The organism is Bradyrhizobium sp. HKCCYLS1011, from assembly GCF_051167795.1.
Taxonomy (GTDB): domain Bacteria; phylum Pseudomonadota; class Alphaproteobacteria; order Rhizobiales; family Xanthobacteraceae; genus Bradyrhizobium.
Genome location: NZ_JBNPTT010000005.1, coordinates 545,788 through 566,607 on the forward strand (window position 1 = coordinate 545,788; position 20,820 = coordinate 566,607).

A 20,820-nucleotide genomic window follows, 5' to 3' on the forward strand; every position below is an offset into this window, starting at 1 on the left:
GTGCGCGTGCGTTGCTCCCTGAAGCCGAAAGCCTGACCTGAATGGATCGCCTGGTCGCCATCGCCGTTCAGCGGCGCTTCCTGATGGTGGGGATGTTCGTCGCGATCCTGGCCGGCGGCCTGATCGCGTTCAAGCAGCTCAACATCGAGGCCTATCCCGATCCGACCCCGCCGATGGTCGACATCGTGACGCAAAGCCCGGGCCTGTCGGCCGAGGAAATCGAGCGCTACATCACGATTCCGATCGAGACCCAGGTCGCCGGCATCAAGAACCTGCGCACCATCCGCACGATCTCGCTGTACGGTCTCTCCGACGTCAAGCTGCAGTTCTCCTTTGACTATACTTATGACGAGGCGCTGCAGCAGGTCTTGAACCGGCTGTCCCAGCTGGCGCCGCTGCCGGGCAATGTCACGCCGCAGATCTCGCCCTTGAGCGCGATCGGCGAGATCTACCGCTATCGGCTGAAGGGCCCGCCCGGCTACAGCGTGCTCGATCTCAAGACCCTGCAGGACTGGGTGCTGCAGCGGCGCTTCCGCGCCGTGCCCGGGGTGATCGACGTCACGGGCTGGGGCGGCAAGACCAAGACCTATGAGATCCAGGTCGATATCAACAAGCTGGTCGCCAACGGCCTGACCCTGCCACAGCTGTTGCAGGCGGTCAGCAACTCCAACATCAATGTCGGCGGCAACACCGTCGAGATCGGCACGCAGTCGGCGGTGGTGCGCGGCGTCGGCCTGATCCGCTCGATGGACGACCTCGCCAACACCATGGTCTCGCAGACCAATGGCAATCCGGTGCTGGTCAAGGATGTCGCCAGCGTCACCGTCGGCGAGAAGCCGCGGCTCGGCATCGCCGGCCTCAACGACAATGACGACATCGTCCAGGGCATCGTGCTGATGCGGCGCGGTGAGCAGAGCTCGCCGACCATCGCGCGGGTCGAGCAGCTGGTCGAGCAGATCAATCATTCGACCATCCTGCCGCCGGGCGTCCATATCGAGCGCATCTACGACCGCAAGGACCTGATCGACACCACCACCCACACCGTGCTGCACAACATGGTGGTCGGCATTCTGCTGATCGTGCTGTTGCAGTGGATCTTCCTGGGGGATCTCCGCAGCGCGCTGATCGTCGGCGCCACCATTCCGTTCGCGCTGTTCTTCGCCGTCATTATCCTGGTGCTGCGCGGCGAATCCGCGAACCTGCTCTCGGTCGGCGCGATCGATTTCGGCCTGATCGTGGATGCCACCGTGATCATGGTGGAGGCGATCTTCCGGCGGCTGACGCAGACGACGCCGTTGTCGGCAGCCGAGGAGAGCCACATCTCGCCCGAGACGATGATGGGCATCAAGAGCCACGCGATCCTCAGCGCGTCCGCCGACGTCTCGCGCTCGATCTTCTTTGCCGCCGCCATCATCATCGCGGCCTTCCTGCCGCTGTTCACCTTGAGCGGGGTCGAGGGCAACATCTTCGGCCCGATGGCGCGCACCTATGCCTATGCGCTGGCCGGCGGTTTGCTCGCGACCTTCACGGTGACGCCGGCGTTGAGCGCGATCATCCTGCCTGCGCATGTCGAGGAGACCGAAACCCGGCTGATGCATCTCCTGCACGGCCTTTACCGGCCGGCGTTGCGCTGGGCTGTCGCCAATCGCGGCCTGGTGATGGCTGGTGCGGTCGGACTCGTGATCATGACGGGTGTGGTCGGCCGGCTGCTTGGCCTCGAATTCCTGCCCAAGCTGGAAGAGGGCAATCTCTGGATCCGTGCCACGCTGCCGCCGACCATCTCGCTGCAGGAGGGCAATCAATACGTCAACGAGATGCGCAAGCTGATCGGATCGCGGCCCGAGGTCGAGGCGGTGGTGTCGCAGCACGGCCGCCCGGATGACGGCACCGATGCGGCCGGGTTCTTCAATGCCGAGTTCTTTGCGCCGCTCAAGCCGGTCAGCGAGTGGCCGGGCACGCATGACAAGGAGCAGCTGACGGCCGAGCTCTTGAAGCAGCTCGACGACCGCTTCCCCGGCGTCGAGTTCAACTTCTCGCAATATCTGCAGGACAACGTCTCCGAAGCGGTGTCGGGCGTGAAGGGCGAGAACTCGATCAAGCTGTTCGGCAATGATCTGCAGGCGCTGACCGATACCGCCAACAAGATCAAGCAGGTGCTGTCGACCGTTCAGGGCATCACCGACCTTGCCGTCTTCACCTCGCTCGGCCAGCCGACGGTGCAGATCGACATCGACCGTGCCAAGGCGGCCCGCTATGGGCTTGCCCCCGGCGACATCAACGCCACCATCAAGGTCGCGGTTGGCGGCGACACCGCGGGCGATCTCTACGAGCCGGGCTCCGACCGGCATTTCCCGATCATCGTGCGGCTCGCGCCGGAATATCGCAAGAGCGCGGAGGCGATCGAGAATTTGCGCATCGGCGCGCAGGGACCGAACGGCATCACCCAGATTCCGTTGAACGAGGTTGCCACCATCAAGCTGGTCTCTGGCGCAGCCTATATCTATCGCGAGCAGCAGGAGCGCTATCTGCCGATCAAATTCTCGGTGCGCGAGCGCGACCTCGGCAGCGCCATCCAGGAAGCGCAGCAGAAGATCGCCGAGCAGGTGCAGCTGCCGCCGGGATCGCATCTCGAATGGGTCGGTGAATTCGGCAATCTGCAGGATGCGATCAAACGGCTGTCGATCGTGGTGCCGATCAGCCTGGCGCTGATCGCGGTCCTGTTGTGGTTCAATTTCGGCTCGATGGTCGACACGCTGCTCGCCATGAGCGTGATCCCGATGGCGATCTTCGGCGGCGTCGTTGGCCTGGTGATCTCCGGCATTCCGTTCAGCGTGTCGGCGGCAATCGGCTTCATTGCGCTGTTCGGCATCGCCGTGATGGACGGCATCATCATCCTCTCGCAGTTCAACCAGCTGATCGACGAAGGCTATGACCGGATCGCCGCGGTGATCCGCACCGGCGAATTGCAGCTGCGTCCGGTGCTGATGACCTGCGTCGTCGCCGGCGTCGGCCTGTTGCCGGCGGCGCTGTCGACCGGCATCGGCTCGCAGGTGCAGAAGCCGCTCGCGATCGTCGTGGTGACCGGCATGATGCTGGCGCCGCTGGTGATCCTGATCACCTTGCCGGTGTTGATCTCGTTCTTCTCGCGCCGGGGCGCGAGGTAGGCGCTGCATCCTGTGGGCGTGTGCCCACAGATTCTGCCCACTCTGTTTGTGGTTGACGACCTCCGGCCGGCACGCCTTGATTGAAGCCAATCGAGAGTGACTGCCTGGGAGGTCGCGATGCGCGACGAGCAGCGCCCGGAGAGTGACCAGACAACCGACAACGCGCCCGTTGCCGGCGCGTCGGTCGTGCACGCCAAAGCGGGCCAGGCGCGGATCGAGCTCGGCACCTCGGAGCAGGTGCTCGCCGAGATCCGGGAGTTTTGCCGCGCAACCAAGACCTCGGAATCGACCTTCGGCCGGCTCGTGGTCAATGACGGCAAGCTGGTGTCGCGGCTGCGCGACGGCGCCCGCATCACCACCGGCACGCTGGACAAGGTCCGCAGCTATCTGGCGATCCATGGGCCGAGCGAAAGCCCGACCTGCGATCAGCCGCCGGTTCCGACCGCTCCGCAGCGCGGGGCGGGGGCCAGGACGGACGCGCCGCCCTCGGGCTTCCGGTTTTTCGACAACCGCCAGAAATATCTGCTGTTCGTTTCCACCTGCAGCGAGAAGACCGAGGTCGCCAACCGGATTTCGCTGGAGATTTCCAACCTGCAGCCGGCCCCGCCGGCGCTGCGCCTGTTCGACGCCGGCGTCGGCGACGGCACGGTGCTGTCGCGGGTGATGCGGGCGCTGCATGCGCGCTTTCCCATCATGCCGCTCTATGTCGTTGCCAAGGAGATCTCCTACGAAGACGTGCGGATGATGCTGGAGAAGATGGCCGACCGGCTGTTCGAACATCCGGCGACCGTCGTTGTCGTCACCAATCTCTATTACGGCGAGGCGCCATGGCTGACGCCGCGGTCGGCCACCGCCGCCCAAAGCCTGCTCTGGAAGGACGTCGCGCTCTCCGGCAACACGGCCCACGGCTTCGCCGAGCAGATCAACGCGCTGGAGCCGTTCCTGGCCGAGAACTGGCGCGCCGGCATCAGTCCGACCACCGGCAACCCGGTCTACAAGCGGCCGGTGATCCTCACGCTGTGGCGCGAGGATCATTCGTTCCTGCTGGATCCGATCATGCCGCGACCGGGGCGGGTGAGGGCGGATTATGATCTCGTCATCGCCTCGCAGCCCTACCGCGCCCGCGCCAGCGTCGAATTCAAGGCCTCCAAGGTGGTGACGCCGCTGGTGCGTTCGCTGCGTCCGGGCGGACGGCTGATCGGCATCCATTCCCACGGCCACGATCCCGGCATGGAGATCATCGATCAGGTCTGGCCGGGCGACAATCCGTTCACCACCGACCGCTACGCCATCCTGCGCGAGGTCAAGCACGAGCTCGGCTCGGCTGCGCGCCACTACAACTTCAATGCCTCTGCGGATGCGCGGTCGATCTTCCGCTATCGCATGCACACGCTGCCCGACGAGGTCTCCGGCCCGATCGGCACCTCGACGCTGTTTGCGGCCTGGAATGCGGCGATCTATGTCGCCCAGATCGAGGACAACAGGCTGTCCGAGGTGGTGCGCGACGGCCGCTATCTCGAGGCCACCGACCGCGTGCTGAAGAAGCATGGCGGGCTCTGGTTCAATGACGAGACCTATGTGATCTCGCGCCGGCGCGCGCCGGCCTGATGGAGCGGATCGATGCTTGCGCAGACCTCCGTCGTGTCCCACAGGCTTTCGCAAATGCTGCCCTCGGCCTCGGTCGAGATCTCCTCGCGCGGCCATCAGACCGGCGAGCTCAGCGACAATTTTGCGCCCGGCACGGGCGTCTCGATTACGTTCCTGCCCGGCGATAATTATCATCACAACATTGAAACGGCCGCGGCCGTGCGCCGAGCAGGCTTCAATCCTGTTCCCCATCTCGCTGCGCGCGAAATCCATTCGCGCGATGCGCTTGCGGATTTCCTGGCCCGTTTGCGGGGCGAGGCCGATGCAACATCGCTGCTGCTGATCGCGGGTGACGTGCTGGCTGCCAGGGGGCCGTTCAAGGCGAGCCGCGACATCGCCGAGTCCGGCCTGATCGAGCGACACGGCTTTGTCAGCGTCAACATCGCGGGCCATCCGGAAGGTCATCCGTTTCTCGACGGCAATGGCGCCTTGAAGCTGGTTGCGGACTGGCAGGATTGGAGTGCCCGCAGCGGAGTCGCGGTCGGTGTGACAACCCAGTTCTGCTTCGAGAGCGCGCCGATCCTGGACTGGTTGCGGCAGCTTCGGACCCGTGGCGTGTCGCTGCCGGTCACCATCGGGCTGGCGGGGCCCGCCAGCCCGGCAACCCTGGTGAAGTTCGCCCTGCGTTGTGGGGTTGGCAATTCCCTGCGCGCCGCGCGCAACCAGATCGGCCGCTATGGCCGGCTGCTGACCGACACTGGTCCGGACGAGGTCATGCACGGGCTCGAGACCGCGCCGCCCGCAGATACGGACGCTGTCATCGGCTTCCATCTGTTTCCCTTCGGCGGACTGCGCAAGGCCTGCCGCTGGCTGCGCGATTATGAGAACGGCGCAACATCGGTTGCTGCGCAGCTGCATCAGAAGCCGTAGCTCGCAGAGGGAGCGAGAGCGGGCGTGTCGGGAGCGCATCGCGATGAGTGCGAGAATGCGGACCTCATCGGCGTGATCGTCGCCTCCAACACGCAGGACGCACATCTGCAGCCTCGCGAGCCCCGTTGCTACGTCTCGCGGCCGACGAGATGCACCGCGCAGCGCCATGCGTGCCGCGTGAGCGCCTGCAGGCTCCTTAATGTATCGACGCGAGCGATCGCCACGTCAGCCGTCAATGTTCCGTGGGCGACCGCGCGCAGGGTCGCGCTGCGATGAGTCCGCTGCAACGTTTCCAGCTCTGCGGCAAAATGCTCGAGTTGCAGCAGCAACTCATGGGTGGACGTCATTTCTTTCGCCGAAGGGTCGGTCCCGGCCGGCGCTCCGAGGTTGTCCGCGATCGAGATCGCGAGTCCCATCGCATGGGCGCATAACCCGTCCGCGCGCAAATCATCCGGTCCGGCGTGCACTGTCTTGAAGTCGGTGGCTGCCGCCGCCTCTGCCAACCGTGACGCATGGTCGAGTGCGTGCAAGGTGCTTGTGAGCCGCTGCTGCTCATCCTCGGTTTCTGGCGGCCCGGCGACATCCGACAAGAAGACTTGCGCCTGGCGCAATGCGTCGCTGGCTTCACGCACCGAAACGGCATCCTGCTTCCGCAGGGGTTCGTTCCGGATCTCGCTGACCAGCGTCGTCTCGATCGAATCACACACTGCGGCCAACGCGCGTGCGGTGGTGCGTCTCACGGCCTCAACAGCAACGATCGGTGTGGAAAGCGCGGAAGGATCGAGGTAGCGCATGAGCGGCGAGCCGCGCTCGGGCAGAATGCGCTCCACCAATTGCGTGAACCGGTCGACGAGCGGCAGCAGAACCACGACGCCGACGACATTATAGGCGGTGTGATAGGCCGCCAGCAGGGTGACGCCATCGATCGTCTTCGAGGCCTGGATGAGCAGGGGCGTGACGATGGGAAACAGCAGCAGCGCAATGACGGCCGCGATCAGCTTGAACAGCACATAGGCGACGGCCAGTCGCTTGGCGGTGGTACTGGCGCCGATGGCCGCCAGTGCGGAGCTGGTGGCTGTTCCGATGTTCTGTCCGATGATCAATGCGCAACCCTGGTCAAGTCCGATCGCGTTGGCGAAGTAGGCCGACAGCGTCACGGCGACCGCTGCGGTCGACGATTGCATGATCGCGGTCATCACCAGCCCGGCCACGACCAACGCCAGCGCGCCGAGCATGCCGCGCCACCATGGGCCATCCGTCCCCGCGAGAACGGCCGGGAAGTCCTGTGGGTGCAATCGCTCGGCCAGCCCGCCCATTCCCTGCTGCAGGGTCGTCAGCCCAAAAAGCACGAGTCCAAATCCGGCAAGTGCTGCACCTGCTCCGGACACTCGTCCACTCGCCAGCAGCTTGATCAGCGCGCCGACGAAGATCATCGGCATGGCCGCTGCCGTGAGCGAGACGCGAACGCCGATGAGCGCAACCAGCCAGCCGGTGCCGGTGGTGCCGACATTCGCACCGAACACGAGGCCGAGCCCCTGCGGGAAGGTCAACAGGCCGGCGCTGACGAGTCCGATCGTCGTCATGATCGTGGCGCTCGACGATTGGACCAGCAGGGTGACGAGTGCGCCCCAGAATGAGCCGCGCAGCGGTGTCGCTGCGGCCTTGCTCAGCACTGCGCGCAGCCCGGAGCCCGCCAATGCCTTCAGGCCTTCCGTCATGACGGTCATGCCGAGGAGAAAGAGACCAACGCCGCCAAGTGCCGAGATCGCGGTTGACATGCGCGCTTCCCGCAAGGTGATTGGGCCAGCTTTCGAACATAACCCAGCTACTCGATCCTTCAACTTGTCAAACGGCTCGAACTGGCAAGCTTCGATGGTCCCGCGGCACGTTGTGCCCGAGTGATGGCTCGATATGGACCCTCATGAATTGATGAGGGCGCAGGGAATACCGGGTGAAGGCCTCACCCATGGCCCGCCTGCAGAAGAGAAAGCAGGCGGCAGTCACCACAGGATCAGCCGGATCATCCGGCATTCCCTGCGCGGTCGTTTACGGCTTATACGCGCTCTCCTCGGGGACCGGCTTGATTGCCCCCGTCCGCGCGAAGCGAAGCTTCGTCGCGTCAGCGACAACGCGCTAAGCGCGTTGCGCTGGGCGTCAGCACCGGGACGCCAGGACCACACGATTTCGCCGTCCGCGATCACATCCTCGTCCGCGCATGACGCGCTTCGATGCTCTCACGTCCACCGCATTGCCGGCCCAACGTATCGTGACGACGCGTACGCCCCTCATCCGGACCGGAACAAGCGGAGCCTACAACTGATTTTAGGATTTTCGGAAGGGATTTATTTTGGCGCGTGCTCTTGAAACGAGCGTTGGCGTTGAGATCGCAAGCGAAATGACTTTTTCAGCGCGATGAGCCCGGAAATCGTGAAGGATCCGGTCGCACTCATATTCGGTTTGAAACGCGTGGCGCGTGCTGAGGATTTGGGCTCGCCACTCCCGTGTCCCGGGCGCGGTGCGGCACAAAGTGCTGTACGGCAGAGCCGGGACCCCGTCACGCTTCTTACACGCTCGGCATGTCCATGCGGCCGTTAGGCGAAGAGCGCTGCCTCAAATTGCATCTCTTCTCCAGGGGTGCGTCTCGTCAGAGCGCCGCCGGGCCGTTCTGGGTCCCGGCTCTGCCGTACAGCACTTTGTGCCGCACTGCGTCCGGGACAAGAGACCGGTCACTCGGTTCGAGATCGGTCCTTCAGCTCGCAGCACCACGTCTTTCATACCGATCGGAATACGGACAAGGTGATCAATCCAAGCCAGCAAATCCCGGCAGTCGAATAGATATGGCGTCAGGTCGCAGTGTTGATCGAAGGGCATGGACGCAGTCGCAAATCAAGCAGCCGCTTCGCATTCGGGCGGAAGCGCGAAATGAGGTTACGGCCGCAACATTGCGCATCGCGTGCGTGAAGCGTGAATGGACCGTGATTGCAGCGCGCGCGTAGTTTCCGGTCTTGCCCGAGACCGGAGATAGGCATGGTGCATCACGATCCCGACGTTGAACAGCTGCGCAGGACGGCCCCGGCATTCCTTGCGGGGCTGCGCGCAAAATCCTATCCGGAACAGCGCGCGACGTTCGATGCGGCCATGGGCGGCGAGCCGTTGCTCGATGGCGTGGAATTGCAGGGCCTCGATCTATCGGGAGTCCCGGCTGAGAAGATTATTCATCGCAGCGCGGCCGCGGACAAGGCGCTGCTCTTCCTGCACGGCGGCGGCTACGTCATCGGCAGTATCAAGACCAACCGCTGCCTGCTGTCGCGGCTCGTGATCGCTGCCGGCGTGACTGGCTATCACATCGACTACCGGCTGGCGCCCGAGCATCCTTATCCGGCGGCGCTGGAGGATGCCCTCTCAGCCTATCGCGCGATACTGGCGTCCGGCATCAAACCTGAGAACCTCATCGTAGGCGGCGAGTCGGCTGGCGGCAATCTCGCAACGGCCTTGCTGTTGAAGGCGAGGGACAGCGGCCTGCCACAACCGGCCGGGCTCTACCTGCTGAGCCCCTGGCTCGACATGAGTACCGCTGGCGAATCCTACGACCAGGTCGGTGCACGCGACCCGATCACCTCGCGTGACGCGATGCGGGTGTACGCAGCCAACTTTCTGGGTGACCGGCGCGACGATGCCTATACCTCGCCGGTGCGCGCGGATCTCTCGGGGCTTCCGCTGATCATGATCCAGGTCGGGACCGAGGAGGTGCTGCTCTCGGACTCGCTGGCCTTCGTGAATCGCGCAGCGCTCGCGGGGCAGGGCGTCCGTCTCGACGTCTGGGCCGGGATGACGCATTCCTGGCCATTTTTTCACGCGGTCGTTCGCGCCGGGATCACCGCCATCGAGGAGGCCGCGGAATGGATGCGCGGCCGCCTCGGCATTGGCATAACACCTAATAATTAGTGTGTAGTCGTGTGTAGGATGGGTTGAGCGCAGCGAAACCCATCGCTTGCCGCGCGCATGTTCGCGATGGGTTTCGCCTTCGGCTCTACCCATCCTACGAACTCATCAAAATCCGTACAGCTGCGCCGGATTGTCGACCAGGATCTTCTTGCGGATTGCGGCGTCAGGGGCCCAGACCGGCAGCTGGTTCATCAGGCGTCCGTCGTCGATCTGATAGAGCGGAGCGATGTCGGTCAGCTTGCGGTCGGGACGGATGGTCGAGTCCGGATGCGGCCAGTCGGTGCCCCAGATGATGCGGTCCGGATTGGCCTCGATCAGCGCCTTGGCGAAGGGAACGACGTCAGGATAATCCGGCGCCAGCTTGGAGGCGCGGTAGGCGCCGGAGATTTTCACATAGGCCTTGCCGCTCTTGACGAGCTCAAGCAGCTCCGGAAAGCCCGGCTGCTCGAGCCCGAGCGCAGCCTCCGCGCCGCCGAAATGATCGAACACCGCCGGCACCGGCGAGGCCGCGACCAGATCCTTGATCGCCGCGATCATCGGCGTGTTGGTGTAGAGCTGGACGTGCCAGCCGCGCGCCTTGACGCGATCGACGGCGGCGGAGAAACGTGCGCGTCCCACGGACGGATCGTTGATGCCGCCAGTGGCGAGATTGATGCGGATGCCGCGGAAGCCATCCTGCTGCATCCGATCGAGGTCGGCCTCTGGCGTCTTGTCGTCGATCACAGCCACGCCCCGCGCATTGTTGCCGCGTGCCTTCATGCCGAACAGCGTCGCCGAATTGTCGGTGCCGTAGACGCTGGGCGTCACGATCACGACGCGCTCGATGTGCAAGGCCTTGTGCAGCGCGGCCATCTCCTCGGGCGAGGCGGGTTCCGGCGTATAGACGCGGCCCGCGAAGAAGGGGAATTTCTCGGGATCGCCGTGAATGTGGGTGTGGCAATCGCAGGCCTGCGGCGGCATGTCGAAGTCGACCGGCGTCGACGGCTGTGCTGCTTTGGCCCGCGCGTCTCGATGGCTCATGGTGACTCCGGCTGCGATGGACGCAAGCAAAAGGGTGCGGCGGTTGAGCATCGTCAATCCTCCCTGAGGGCGTCGGGCGTTTCGGCCTGCGCCTTGTTATCTGCAACGAGCGGGAGACTATCTGCAGCCTGGGATGGGCGAAAGCATGGAGGTGCCCGCGTACGGTGCAGGCCGGATATGCAAGCGCTTCAGCCTTCGAGCGCCGTCACGATATCAGTGACGAGATCACTGACCGGTCGTGCCCATCGACGCGCAAGACCGGGCAGGGCAGGGTCGAGAGCCAGGCCTCGTGCTTTGCGAGGTTGCGGCCTTCGCGCGTGCCGTCCTCATAATGCGACGCCCATTCGACGAAGGACTCGGTTTCGTCGTGGCGCCAGCCCCCCGGCGCGACGGCGTCGCGGCCGAAATGCGCGGCCTCGCGCGCGCAGTCGCTGCAGGCGGACATCGCGCGCCGTCTGCACGAACACGACGAGATCGAAATACGGGATCAGATCGTCGCCCCAGCCGACTACCGATCCGCTCAGCAGCCAGTCGGCGCGCGGCAGAAACATCTCGGTCATCAGCCGCAGGCGGTCCGTCCGCGCGCGCTGTGTCTGGTAGGGCGGCACGGTCGGCAGCCAGAAATAATCATCGCTGTCGTGCTGCGGCAGCGCCAGGCGGTCGGCCAGCGCCCGGCCGAGCGTGGTCACGCCCGAGCCCGACGCGCCCAGCAGATGGATACGGCGGCTTTTCATCGTCGGCTCCGGAGGGCTGCTTACTGCCCGGACGGGGTCCGCAGTCCGTGCCAGGCGTCGCGCACTTGATGGTAGTGCACTTCCGGCAGGTAATCCGGCGTGTTCAGGTTGAGATTCTTGACGTCGAGCCGGCCGGCCGCGCTGAGCAGCGTGTAGGAGGCGATCACGCGGTCGCGCTGGGCGCCGATCAGCCGCGCCTTGGCCTGGATCAGGTCGGCCTGCGAGTTCAGCACATCGACCGTGGTGCGCTGGCCGCCTTGCGCCTCGCGGGAGACGCCCTGCAGCGCGACGGTGGCTGCGCGCACCTCGGCTTCCGAGGCACTGACGGCGATCTTGGCGCCTTCATTGGCCACCCAGGCGCTGACCGCAGCGGTGCGCGCCTGATTGCGGACCTGATCGAGCACCAGCCGGCTTTGCGCGGCGACCTCCTTGGCCTGCCGGGTTTGAGATGCGGCCATGCCGCCGTCATAGATCGGGGCGTTGACGTTGGCGATGATCGAGGCCTGGTCGGTGGCGCGGGTGCCGAGCGTCGGGTCCGAATCGCGGCTCTTGCTCGCGCTGCCCTGCAAGGTGACCGTGGGCAGCAGGCTGCTCTCCGCGACGCTGATCGAGGTCGAGGCGGTATCAACATCGAAGCTGGCCGCCGTGACGGCCGGATTTTCCTTGATGGCGAGCGCGATGGCGTCTTCGCGGCTGCGCGGCAACAGGCGATCGATCGGATCGGCGGCCTTCAACGTCCCCGGAGGCATGCCGATCACCTGCGCATAGGTGGCCTGGCTGATCGCGAGATTGACCTCGGCGCTGTTGAGGTCAGACAGCCCGCGCTGCAGCCGCGCCTCGGCCTGCGAAGCGTCGGTCGGCGTCACATCGCCGGCATTGAGTCGCCGCTGCGTCACCGCCTGCGTCTCGCGCAGGAAGGCGACGTTGGAGCGCTGCGCTTCGACCAGCGACTGATTCGCCAGCACATTGGTGTAGGCCGTCACCGCATCGAGCAGCACGCCCTGTCCGACATTGCGCAGCGCCTCGCGGCCGGACTGCACCTGCAGCTCCGCGACGCGGACGCTGTTGGCGGTCTTGTTGCCGTTGAACAGCGTCTGGGTCACGGTGACGCCGATCTGCCATGGTTTCAGACTGGCCGATTGCACGATGTTGCCGGGCAACAGGTCGCGCACGGCCTGCAGGCCGGCGCTGAGACTCGCGACGAGCTGCGGCCGATAGCCGGACAATGCCTGCGGGACATTTTCGTCAGTGGCGCGCTGGCGCGCCCGCTCGGCGTTGAGCTGGGGGCTGGTCTGATAGGCTTTCGCCAGCGCGGTCGCGAGATCCTCGGCGCGCGCCGGCGTTGCCGCGCCGGCGAGCCATGCAATCATTGCGAAAGACAGGCCTCCGCAAAATACATGTCCCCGGCCGCCGCCAAGTTCTTTGGCTCGCCTCACCATCCGGACTCCGCCGCATCCCCGTTTATTGTTCCGCCTGTTTACATGTTTAGGCCGCAGCATAGCCACAGGCAAAGCGTGGGTGTGAAAAACCCCAGGTATTTCCGTGTCTTCTTGTTGCGATGGCGCCACAGACCAATTGTCGCGCCGCTGCGTCATAGCGGCGCGATTGTGTCAGGTGCGGAGGTCAGGGAGTCGTAATCAATCGAGACACGCAGCCACGCCAGAAAACGCGCTAAGAATCGGGCGAGGATGCATAGCGAGCACGGCTATTTGTTCTTGTTCACCGGCTTGCGCTTCTCGATGAAGGCCGCCATCCCCTCGGCGCGGTCCTCCAGCGCGAAGGTCGCGTGGAAGAGGTTGCGCTCGACATTCAATCCTTCCGCCAGCGTGGTCTCGAGCGCGCGATTGACGGCTTCCTTGGCCATGGCGGCAGCCGGGCGCGACATCGACGCGATTTTGTCCGCGGCTGCCATCGCCTCTTCCATAAGCTTGTCGGCCGGCACCACGCGGCTGACCAGGCCGCTGCGCTCGGCCTCCTGGGCGTCCATCATCCGTCCGGTGAGGCACAAATCCATCGCCTTGGCCTTGCCGATCGCGCGCGTCAGCCGCTGGGTGCCGCCAATGCCTGGGATGGTGCCCAGCGTGATTTCCGGCTGGCCGAACTTGGCCGTGTCGGCGGCGATGATGAAGTCGCACATCATCGCGAGTTCGCAACCGCCGCCCAGGGCATAACCCGCCACGGCCGCGATCGTCGGCTTGCGGCACTTGGCGACGCGATCGCCGCCGATCGCGGTGAAATCCTCGGAAAACATCCCGATGAAGCTCTTCGGCTGCATCTCCTTGATGTCGGCTCCGGCCGCGAACGCCTTGTCGCTGCCGGTGATGACGATGCAGCCGATCGCATCGTCGGCTTCGAGGTCCTCGACTGCCGCGGCGATTTCCCGGAACACGCCGAACGACAGAGCATTGAGCAGCTTCGGGCGGTTGAGGGTGATCACCCCGACCGCGCCCTTGCCTTCGACGATGATGTGCTCGAATACGCTCATGGTCCCACCCCGCAAAGCTTTCAGGGGCGCAATTTGCCCCCTGCCGCCATGCGCATCAAGTGGGAGGTCGCGACGAACAGCGCCTGCCGTACAGGTGCCGCGGGGCCTCAGATCATGAACATGCGGGCGGCCGAGCCCAGGGTGAGCAGGGTGCCGCAAGCGATGAAGATCTTGCCGATGATGGACGCCTTGTCCCAGCCTGAACTGTCGTCGCTGCTTGCGGCCACCGTCGTGGCCGGCGCATCCTCGGCCGGAGCCGCCGCGGTGGTGGCATTGTCGGCGGTCATTGCGGCATCGGTCGATTGAGCCGCAGGAGCGGCCTGCATCTCGGCCTGGGGCAGGGCGGACGCATTGTTGCCGTCGGCGGGTGTTGCGGCCGCGGTGCTGTCCGAGGTGGTCATTGGCGCGACGCCGACCACGCCCCATTCGGTCGCGCGCGACGGAGCCGAGCCGATGACACTCAGGACGAACGCGGCTACCAGAATCGACGCTGAACGTGCACCACCGGCTTGGATCGTCATTCGCCTTCTCCCCGTCCCGCCAGCCCGGCGGAAGTGAGACCCTGATGCGTGTCGAGAACGGGGCGGAAAAGGGGAATCTTCTCGCCGCGCCGAGGCGAAAGCTGGGCATCCCTGCGGCTTTGCTCCGCGAAGCCAAAGTTCCGGACCTGGGCGGTGGCCCCAATCTCTCCAGCAACTTGAGACCAGGTCGGCGCTGGAACGATTGCCCCAGACTTTCCCCAAGAGTTTCCAAACTCTGCGAAAAAGAGTGTGGCGGTGCGTGGATTTCGGAGGCGGGCGCCAGCTGCCCCGGCGCCAATTCGATGCTAAGAGCCGAACGGAGCGAGCTTGCTGGGATTTGTCATGAAGGGATTACCGTCACGCCTTTGTGATTTTTGCGGCGACCGGTGTAACAAATTGAAAGTTCGGCCGAATGGCTGTTGTGGGTGCGCGCGTGCGCGGACGTGACGACGAGTGGACCGGCTTGATGCGGCAGGCCATCGCCGGCGACGACGAGGCCTATCATCGCCTGCTGAAAGCCGTCACGCCGGTGTTGCGGGCCGCCGCGCGGCGCGGTTTGGCGCGGGCCGGGCAGCCCGCCGATCAGTCCGAGGACATCGTGCAAGAGATTTTGCTGGCGGTGCATTTGAAGCGACATACCTGGGACGTGAACGCTCCGTTCGCGCCGTGGCTGTTTGCGATCGCGCGCAACAAGCTGATCGATACACTGCGTCGCAGGGGGCGGCGGATCTTCGTCAATGTCGATGATTTTGCCGAGACGCTGGCCGATGAGCCGCCGGCACCGACCGTCTCGGCCAGCGAGGTCGAGACGCAGCTGAAGACCTTGCCGCAGCGCCAGCGCGAGGTGTTGCAGTCGATTGCCGTCGAGGCCAGCTCGATCAAGCAGACCGCCGCAAGATTTTCGATGACCGAGGGCGCCGTCCGGGTGGCGCTGCACCGGGCGTTGACCAGCCTCACCGCCAAGCTACGGGAACAATGACGATGGAAACCGATCAGCTGATCCGGACCTTGGCCGCCGACAATGGGCAGCGTTCCCTCCCAGTGGGCATCATGCTCGCACTGGCGCTGCTTGCGGCGACGCCGCTCTCCACCGCGATGCTGCTGCTTGGGCTCGGCATCCGGCCGGACATCATGGTTGCGATGCGCAATCCGTTCTTCGACCTGAAATTCGTGGTGACCCTGGCGCTCGCAATTCCCGCCACGGTGATCAGCCTGCATCTGTCCCGGCCCGAGGCCTCGCTGCACGGCTGGGTCTGGCTGTTGCTCGCGCCCGTCCTCGTGCTGGCCGGTGCCATCATGAGTGAGATGATGCTGCCGCAGCGGCTGCCGATGCTGGCGCGGCTGGTCGGTCACAATTCGATGCTTTGCATGAGCGCAATTCCGATTCTGTCGTTGCCGCTGCTGGCGGCTGCCATGCTCGGCCTGCGCCATGGCGCGCCGAGCCGCCCTGCGCTGGCGGGAGCGATCGCGGGCCTGCTCTCGGCGGGATTTGCCGCGACGCTTTATGCCGCCCATTGTACCGACGACTCGCCCCTGTTCGTGGCGACCTGGTACACGATCGCGGCAGCCGGCGTCGCCGGGCTAGGGGCGCTGATCGGCGCGAGAGTGCTGCGCTATTGAGATGAGCGTTCAGGCGGCGGCACGCTGAGCTGCTGCACGCGATGAAAGCGCAGCACCTGCTGCGCGGTCGAGGGGCGCAGCCTCTCATAGGTCGCCTTTGAGGCGGACAGATCGAGCGGTGTGCTGCCGTTGAGCGTATCGCGCATGTTGATGAGCAACTTGACCGTGGACCATGGCAGGCCCGCGACCTTGCCCAGAATCATTACCCCTTCTGCATGCCCCTCGATCATGATCGTCTCGGCCACGTCCACCGACACGTTGGCCAGCGCCGCGACGGCGGCATTGGCCTCGTCGAACTTCTGGTGTTCAGCGAACTGCTCGATCAGCTGGCCGTCGAGCCGGCCGTCCTGGTGCAGCGAGCGGACCAGGGCATGGGCGATTTCGGTCTGGCTGGTCTGTGCGACGGGGGCTGAACGGGCCCGCCGCGCGCCGGCTTGCACCGCGTAGGAAATCTGGTTGGCCTTGTCGGGGTGGGCAGCCTCAAGCCGCTGCCGAACGGTCTCCGAGGCCTTGGTCACCAGCTTCAGATAAAGATGGCGCGGCAGGTCCGGTCGCAGCGCGAGACCGGCTGCGAGCTCCGCGTCCTGCGCGGCCCGGTCGGCGAGGTGATCAAAACCGCCATCCGAGAACTCCGCGCCCGGATTGGCGGCGGTGCTGCGGACCACCTCCTCATTGCCCCGCAACAGCAGCACGTCGGTGACCGCCCGGCTCAGCACGCGCCGAAGCGAGATCGCCAGAAGATGCGCCTGGCTCTTGGTTCGGGCGGTCTCGATCAGCAAATCGTCCGGAAGCCGTTCGGATTTGGACAGCACGGGACCGGCGACTTCGATGGCATCATCGCTGGCGAGCCTGCGCATGGTCTGGGGCGGCGCCGTGTCGATCGGCGCCAGCCGCTGCGCCAGCAAGGCTTTGGCCGAGACTTCGATATGCTCGATGAGACATTGGAAGACGTCATCGAACAGCACGATCTGTTCCTGGGAAAAATCCAGCCCGTTGTGGACGAAGAGATCGGTCACGCGCCGCAATGTCTCGACCCGCCGCGCGACCGTCCCATGCGCCAGCGTGGTTTCGAGCTCGTCGAGCAGGCTCTCGGTGTGGCGGGCCGGTTTCGTACTCATCACCAAAAGAACCTGACTCATCCTGTGAGCCGTCAAGGCTCCAATTCAAGTCGAAATACAAACTGGCCTTCAGCGCCCGCGACGCTTCCCGGAAACAATGCCCCTCGCGCCGCCAAGCCCATTGTCTTGCCAATCATTGAACTCAGGCCGAAAACTAGGCGGCAAGCCTTTCCTTTTGGTATCCATGGAACCACAGGGCACCAACCCCCGGTTGGTTCCCGGAGCCGGTAGCGCGATGCGGTCGCCGGTCGTGGGACGCCGATGCGAAAGGATGGGCCCTCACCGGGCGGGGCTGGCTGCCGGACACCCCGTTTCGGGCGCGGAGTTTTGGGGAGAATTCACCAGACTGTGCTAAGTCCTTCCGGCTAAAGCGATCCCGCAGCCAAGCGGGCGGAAAAATGCTGTAATGTGCGGTAATTCACAGAGCCGACCGTACCTTTCCGGTAAGTTGAAGATTTTTGCGGACCCGATCGAACCGCGGGCGCCTTCCCCCCGACCAAACTTGCGAGACGGCCATTGAGCGTGACACAGGCGGCATCGGATGAAACCCTGATCGCCCGGATCGCTCAAGGCGACCGGCTCGCCATGCAGGTGCTGTATGGACGGCACCATGTCAGGGTGTACCGTTTCGGGCTCCGGCTCGTGCGGGACGAACAGGTCGCGGAGGACCTCATCAGCGAGGTGTTCCTCGATGTCTGGCGTCAGGCTGGCAAGTTCGAAGGCCGATCCGCCGTCTCGACCTGGCTCCTGGCGATCACGAGATTCAAGGCCCTTTCGGCGCTGCGCCGCCGCAAGGATGTTGAATTGGAAGACGAGGCCGCGAACGCGATCGAGGACACGTCCGATGATCCGGAAGTGGCGACACAGAAGAAGAATACCGGGGAAGCCTTGCGGAAGTGCCTGACCGGCCTTTCGTCAGACCACCGGGAGATCGTCGATCTCGTCTACTACCACGAGAAGTCCGTGGAAGAGGTGGCCGAGATCATCGGAATCCCGGAAAACACCGTCAAGACGCGCCTGTTCTATGCGCGCAAGAAATTGGCCGAACTCTTGAAAGCGGCCGGCATTGAGCGAGGCTGGCCATGATGGCTTTGAGCAGAAAAATGCTGGACCACGAGCCCAGTGACATCGAACTCCTATTGCCCTGGTACGCCGCCGGCACCTTGAATCTGCCGGACACCCGGCGCGTGGAGGAGGCGCTGGCCCGGGATCCCGAGCTTGCCAGGCAGTATGCCGTGATCCAGCAGGAATATGCCGAGACCATCGGACTCAACGAAAGCCTCGGCGCGCCGTCGATGCGGGCCATGCAGAAGCTTTTCGCCGCGATCGAGGCCGAGCCGGCGCAAAGCCCCGCGATATCGCGGGGCCTCATTGGGCGGCTATTGGGCTTTTTCGACAGCCTGTCGCCGCGCACGCTGGCCTTGTCGGGGAGCCTTGGTGCGCTGCTCGTGCTGCTGCAGGCCGGCGTGATCGGCACCTTCTTGATGAAGGAGCAGACGGCCACCTATCAGACGGCGTCTCTGAGCCCGAACGAGAGGGTGGACGACGGCGCGCCTGTGACGCGGTCCTTGGAGCCGCAGACGGGGGTACCCGTGCATGCGCTGGTGCGCTTTGCTCCGGATGCGCGCATCTCCGACATAACGACGCTGCTGGACAGCTATCACGCCTCGATCGTCGATGGCGCCAAGGGCGGCATGTTCAAGCTGCAATTTGGCGCGATGTCCAAGGCTGATGCGGACAACCTGCTCAGCCGGCTGCAGCATGAAAAGCTCGTCAGCCTCGCGGTGGCCGCGCCGTAACCGGCATTGCGAGAACGAGCTTCGAGGTCCATGGTCCATCCCGCACCGAAGCTGTCAGGGCAAATCCGCCGCGCCATCGCCATCGTGGCCTTGCCGTTGCTCATGGGCGGATCGGCGCATGCCCAGGCCATGCTGCGCACCCCCAGCATCAATATTCAGAGCCGGGTCCCCAGCATCAATCCGAACATCGGGCGCACGCCGACGCCCCATCTGACCGGCGGCATGGCGGTGCGGCCGGTGTTGCCCAATGTGCGCTATTCGCCGAACCTGTCGTCCACATGCAGCGCTGCCAACCGCGACGCGGACGGCGCGTGCATCGACAAGTCGGCCTCGACGGCTGATGGCGGGAAGGGCGGCGGCAAGGGCAAGACCAGCAAGACTGCGCAACGGCGCAAGGACAACGCTGCGCCGGCGGGGACGGCAGATCTCAACACATTCCCCGGCGAAATCGTCGCCGAGATCGACGGCGCGCTCTCCGCCCAGCAGGCCGATGAACTCGCCCGCCGTCACCGGCTGCGACGCCTCGACTCGCGCGAGTTTCCCCTGATCGGGACCACGATCGGGCTGTTCCGCATCACCGATCGCCGCTCGGTCGAGGCGGCAAGCCGCGACCTGGCTGCCGACGCCAGCGTGCGCGGCGTGCAGCCGAACTATCGCTACAGGCTGCAGGATCAGAAGCCGCCTTCGGCCGAGGGAGACCCCGCGCAATATGCGCTGGCGAAATTGCGGCTCCCGGAAGCACATAGCGTGGCCCAGGGCGCCAATGTGACCATCGCCGTGATCGACTCCGGCGTGGATCTCAAGCATCCGGAATTCGTCGACGCCGCGCTTGATGCTTTCGACGCGCTCGGCAGCCAGGAAGGGCCGCACGTGCACGGCACCGGTATCGTCGGCGCGATCGTATCGCATGCGCGGCTGATGGGCAGCGCGCCGTTCGCGCGCGTCCTCGCCATCCGCGCCTTCGGCGTGAGCGCGAAAGCAGGCGGGAAAGGGCCCGAGAGCAGCTCCTACGTGATCCTGAAGGCACTGGATTATGCTGCGGTGCACGGTGCACAGATCGTCAACATGAGCTTTGCGGGGCCTCAGGATCCGCTCATTGAGCGAGCGATTGCGGCCGTCGCGGCCAAGGACGTCGTGTTGGTGGCGGCGGCGGGCAATGCAGGGGCGAAATCGCCGCCGCTTTATCCGGCTGCCAATCCGAATGTGATCGCGGTCAGCGCGACCGACGCGAAGGATCAGCTGCTGCCGGCCTCGAACCGCGGCACCTATATCGCCATCGCCGCGCCGGGCGCGGACATCTTCCTTCCGGCGCCCGACGGCAAGTATCAGATCACGTCCGGTACGTCGTTTTCCGCCGCTTACGTCACCGGAGTTGTCGCGCTGATCTTGGAGCGCAATGCTGTGCTCAAGCCGGAAAAGGTGCGAGCCGTGCTGGCGGCGACCGCGCGCGATCTCGGGACACCCGGACGTGATGATCTGTTCGGTGCGGGCGAGGCGGATGCCTATGCCGCGGTGCAGGCAGCAGCGCCGGAGCCGCCGGCAGCCATGTCCGCCACCCCGAGCGAGCCGAAGCCTGATGATGCAACGGACTCGGTGCAGACGCGCGACTTGCGCGCGCCGCCGCCGGTCTCAGCCATGGCAACCGGCATGGCAACCGGGATGGCAACCGAGCCATCCCCGGGCGGTGCTTCGGTTCGTCCGGCCCAGCAATAGGGCGCCGACGCCCGGGCCAACGTTTTCGTGAATGGCCGAAAAATCCGCCCCCTTGCTTGAACGTGCATCAGATCGATGGCGACAAATAAGCGTGGGAGCGGAAATCCCTCCCCAGGGCTATATGCGGGCGCGAGCGCCCATCCACCCCTAGCGCCCATATGGCTTTGACCCGTCCGGTTGTCCC

At 65.0% G+C, this 20,820-nt stretch carries 15 protein-coding genes and 1 pseudogene; 9 read left to right on the forward strand and 7 right to left on the reverse strand.

Annotated features, from left to right (window positions below; all coding sequences use genetic code 11):
• The first annotated feature begins 41 nt into the window (after nucleotides 1–41).
• The 3 genes from ACQR1W_RS19480 (at nucleotide 42) to ACQR1W_RS19490 (ending at nucleotide 5,681) form a co-directional block, all read left to right on the forward strand.
• Nucleotides 42–3,164 carry an efflux RND transporter permease subunit gene (locus ACQR1W_RS19480; protein WP_008967332.1) on the forward strand — a complete coding sequence of 1,041 codons (3,123 nt, stop codon included), beginning with the start codon at nucleotides 42–44 and terminating at the stop codon, nucleotides 3,162–3,164.
• Between the two features lie 117 nt (nucleotides 3,165–3,281).
• Nucleotides 3,282–4,772, forward strand: coding sequence for a hypothetical protein (locus ACQR1W_RS19485; protein WP_434852298.1), 1,491 nt, complete (start codon nucleotides 3,282–3,284; stop codon nucleotides 4,770–4,772).
• Between the two features lie 12 nt (nucleotides 4,773–4,784).
• Nucleotides 4,785–5,681 carry a hypothetical protein gene (locus ACQR1W_RS19490; protein ID WP_434852299.1) on the forward strand — a complete coding sequence of 299 codons (897 nt, stop codon included), beginning with the start codon at nucleotides 4,785–4,787 and terminating at the stop codon, nucleotides 5,679–5,681.
• A 128-nt stretch (nucleotides 5,682–5,809) separates the two neighbouring features.
• Here ACQR1W_RS19490 and ACQR1W_RS19495 read toward each other — a convergent pair whose 3' ends face one another.
• Nucleotides 5,810–7,459 carry a Na/Pi cotransporter family protein gene (locus ACQR1W_RS19495; RefSeq protein ID WP_434852300.1) on the reverse strand — a complete coding sequence of 550 codons (1,650 nt, stop codon included), beginning with the start codon at nucleotides 7,457–7,459 and terminating at the stop codon, nucleotides 5,810–5,812.
• 1,249 nt (nucleotides 7,460–8,708) lie between these two features.
• On the opposite strand from ACQR1W_RS19495, the gene ACQR1W_RS19500 reads away from it, so the two are divergent.
• Nucleotides 8,709–9,626 (forward strand): alpha/beta hydrolase, encoded by a 918-nt coding sequence (locus ACQR1W_RS19500; protein WP_434852301.1) that lies wholly within the window; start codon nucleotides 8,709–8,711, stop codon nucleotides 9,624–9,626.
• 105 nt (nucleotides 9,627–9,731) lie between these two features.
• On the opposite strand, the gene ACQR1W_RS19505 is transcribed toward ACQR1W_RS19500, so the two are convergent.
• From ACQR1W_RS19505 to ACQR1W_RS19525, 5 genes and pseudogenes are all read right to left on the reverse strand, one after another.
• Nucleotides 9,732–10,697, reverse strand: coding sequence for an amidohydrolase family protein (locus ACQR1W_RS19505; RefSeq protein WP_434852302.1), 966 nt, complete (start codon nucleotides 10,695–10,697; stop codon nucleotides 9,732–9,734).
• Nucleotides 10,698–10,851: 154 nt separating this feature from the next.
• Nucleotides 10,852–11,380: pseudogene (locus tag ACQR1W_RS19510) on the reverse strand (hypothetical protein).
• A 20-nt stretch (nucleotides 11,381–11,400) separates the two neighbouring features.
• Nucleotides 11,401–12,750, reverse strand: coding sequence for a TolC family outer membrane protein (locus tag ACQR1W_RS19515; protein ID WP_434852303.1), 1,350 nt, complete (start codon nucleotides 12,748–12,750; stop codon nucleotides 11,401–11,403).
• Between the two features lie 335 nt (nucleotides 12,751–13,085).
• On the reverse strand, nucleotides 13,086–13,865 hold the full coding sequence (locus ACQR1W_RS19520) for an enoyl-CoA hydratase (protein ID WP_434852304.1): 780 nt from the start codon (nucleotides 13,863–13,865) through the stop codon (nucleotides 13,086–13,088).
• 107 nt (nucleotides 13,866–13,972) lie between these two features.
• Nucleotides 13,973–14,386 carry a hypothetical protein gene (locus ACQR1W_RS19525; protein WP_434852305.1) on the reverse strand — a complete coding sequence of 138 codons (414 nt, stop codon included), beginning with the start codon at nucleotides 14,384–14,386 and terminating at the stop codon, nucleotides 13,973–13,975.
• A gap of 412 nt (nucleotides 14,387–14,798) precedes the next feature.
• Here ACQR1W_RS19525 and ACQR1W_RS19530 point away from each other — a divergent pair, with 412 nt between their 5' ends.
• Nucleotides 14,799–15,365 (forward strand): sigma-70 family RNA polymerase sigma factor, encoded by a 567-nt coding sequence (locus ACQR1W_RS19530; protein ID WP_085967008.1) that lies wholly within the window; start codon nucleotides 14,799–14,801, stop codon nucleotides 15,363–15,365.
• A gap of 2 nt (nucleotides 15,366–15,367) precedes the next feature.
• Complete coding sequence (locus ACQR1W_RS19535; RefSeq protein ID WP_434852306.1) at nucleotides 15,368–16,006, forward strand: NrsF family protein; 639 nt, start codon at nucleotides 15,368–15,370, stop codon at nucleotides 16,004–16,006.
• Here the strand turns inward: ACQR1W_RS19535 and ACQR1W_RS19540 are convergent.
• A complete protein-coding gene (locus ACQR1W_RS19540) occupies nucleotides 16,000–17,124 on the reverse strand; it encodes a DUF2336 domain-containing protein (RefSeq protein WP_434852307.1) in 1,125 nt (374 codons plus the stop codon). The genes ACQR1W_RS19535 and ACQR1W_RS19540 overlap by 7 nt on opposite strands.
• A gap of 516 nt (nucleotides 17,125–17,640) precedes the next feature.
• Here ACQR1W_RS19540 and ACQR1W_RS19545 point away from each other — a divergent pair.
• The 3 genes from ACQR1W_RS19545 to ACQR1W_RS19555 are packed head-to-tail and all read left to right on the forward strand — an operon-like array spanning nucleotide 17,641 to nucleotide 20,636.
• Nucleotides 17,641–18,210: a sigma-70 family RNA polymerase sigma factor gene (locus ACQR1W_RS19545; protein ID WP_008971701.1), complete on the forward strand. Its 570-nt coding sequence runs from the start codon at nucleotides 17,641–17,643 to the stop codon at nucleotides 18,208–18,210.
• Nucleotides 18,207–18,923 (forward strand): hypothetical protein, encoded by a 717-nt coding sequence (locus tag ACQR1W_RS19550; RefSeq protein WP_434852308.1) that lies wholly within the window; start codon nucleotides 18,207–18,209, stop codon nucleotides 18,921–18,923. The genes ACQR1W_RS19545 and ACQR1W_RS19550 overlap by 4 nt, the downstream gene beginning before the upstream one ends.
• Nucleotides 18,924–18,953: 30 nt before the next feature.
• Entirely contained in the window at nucleotides 18,954–20,636 is a 1,683-nt protein-coding gene (locus tag ACQR1W_RS19555) for a S8 family serine peptidase (RefSeq protein WP_434852309.1), read from the forward strand.
• Nucleotides 20,637–20,820 lie beyond the last annotated feature (184 nt).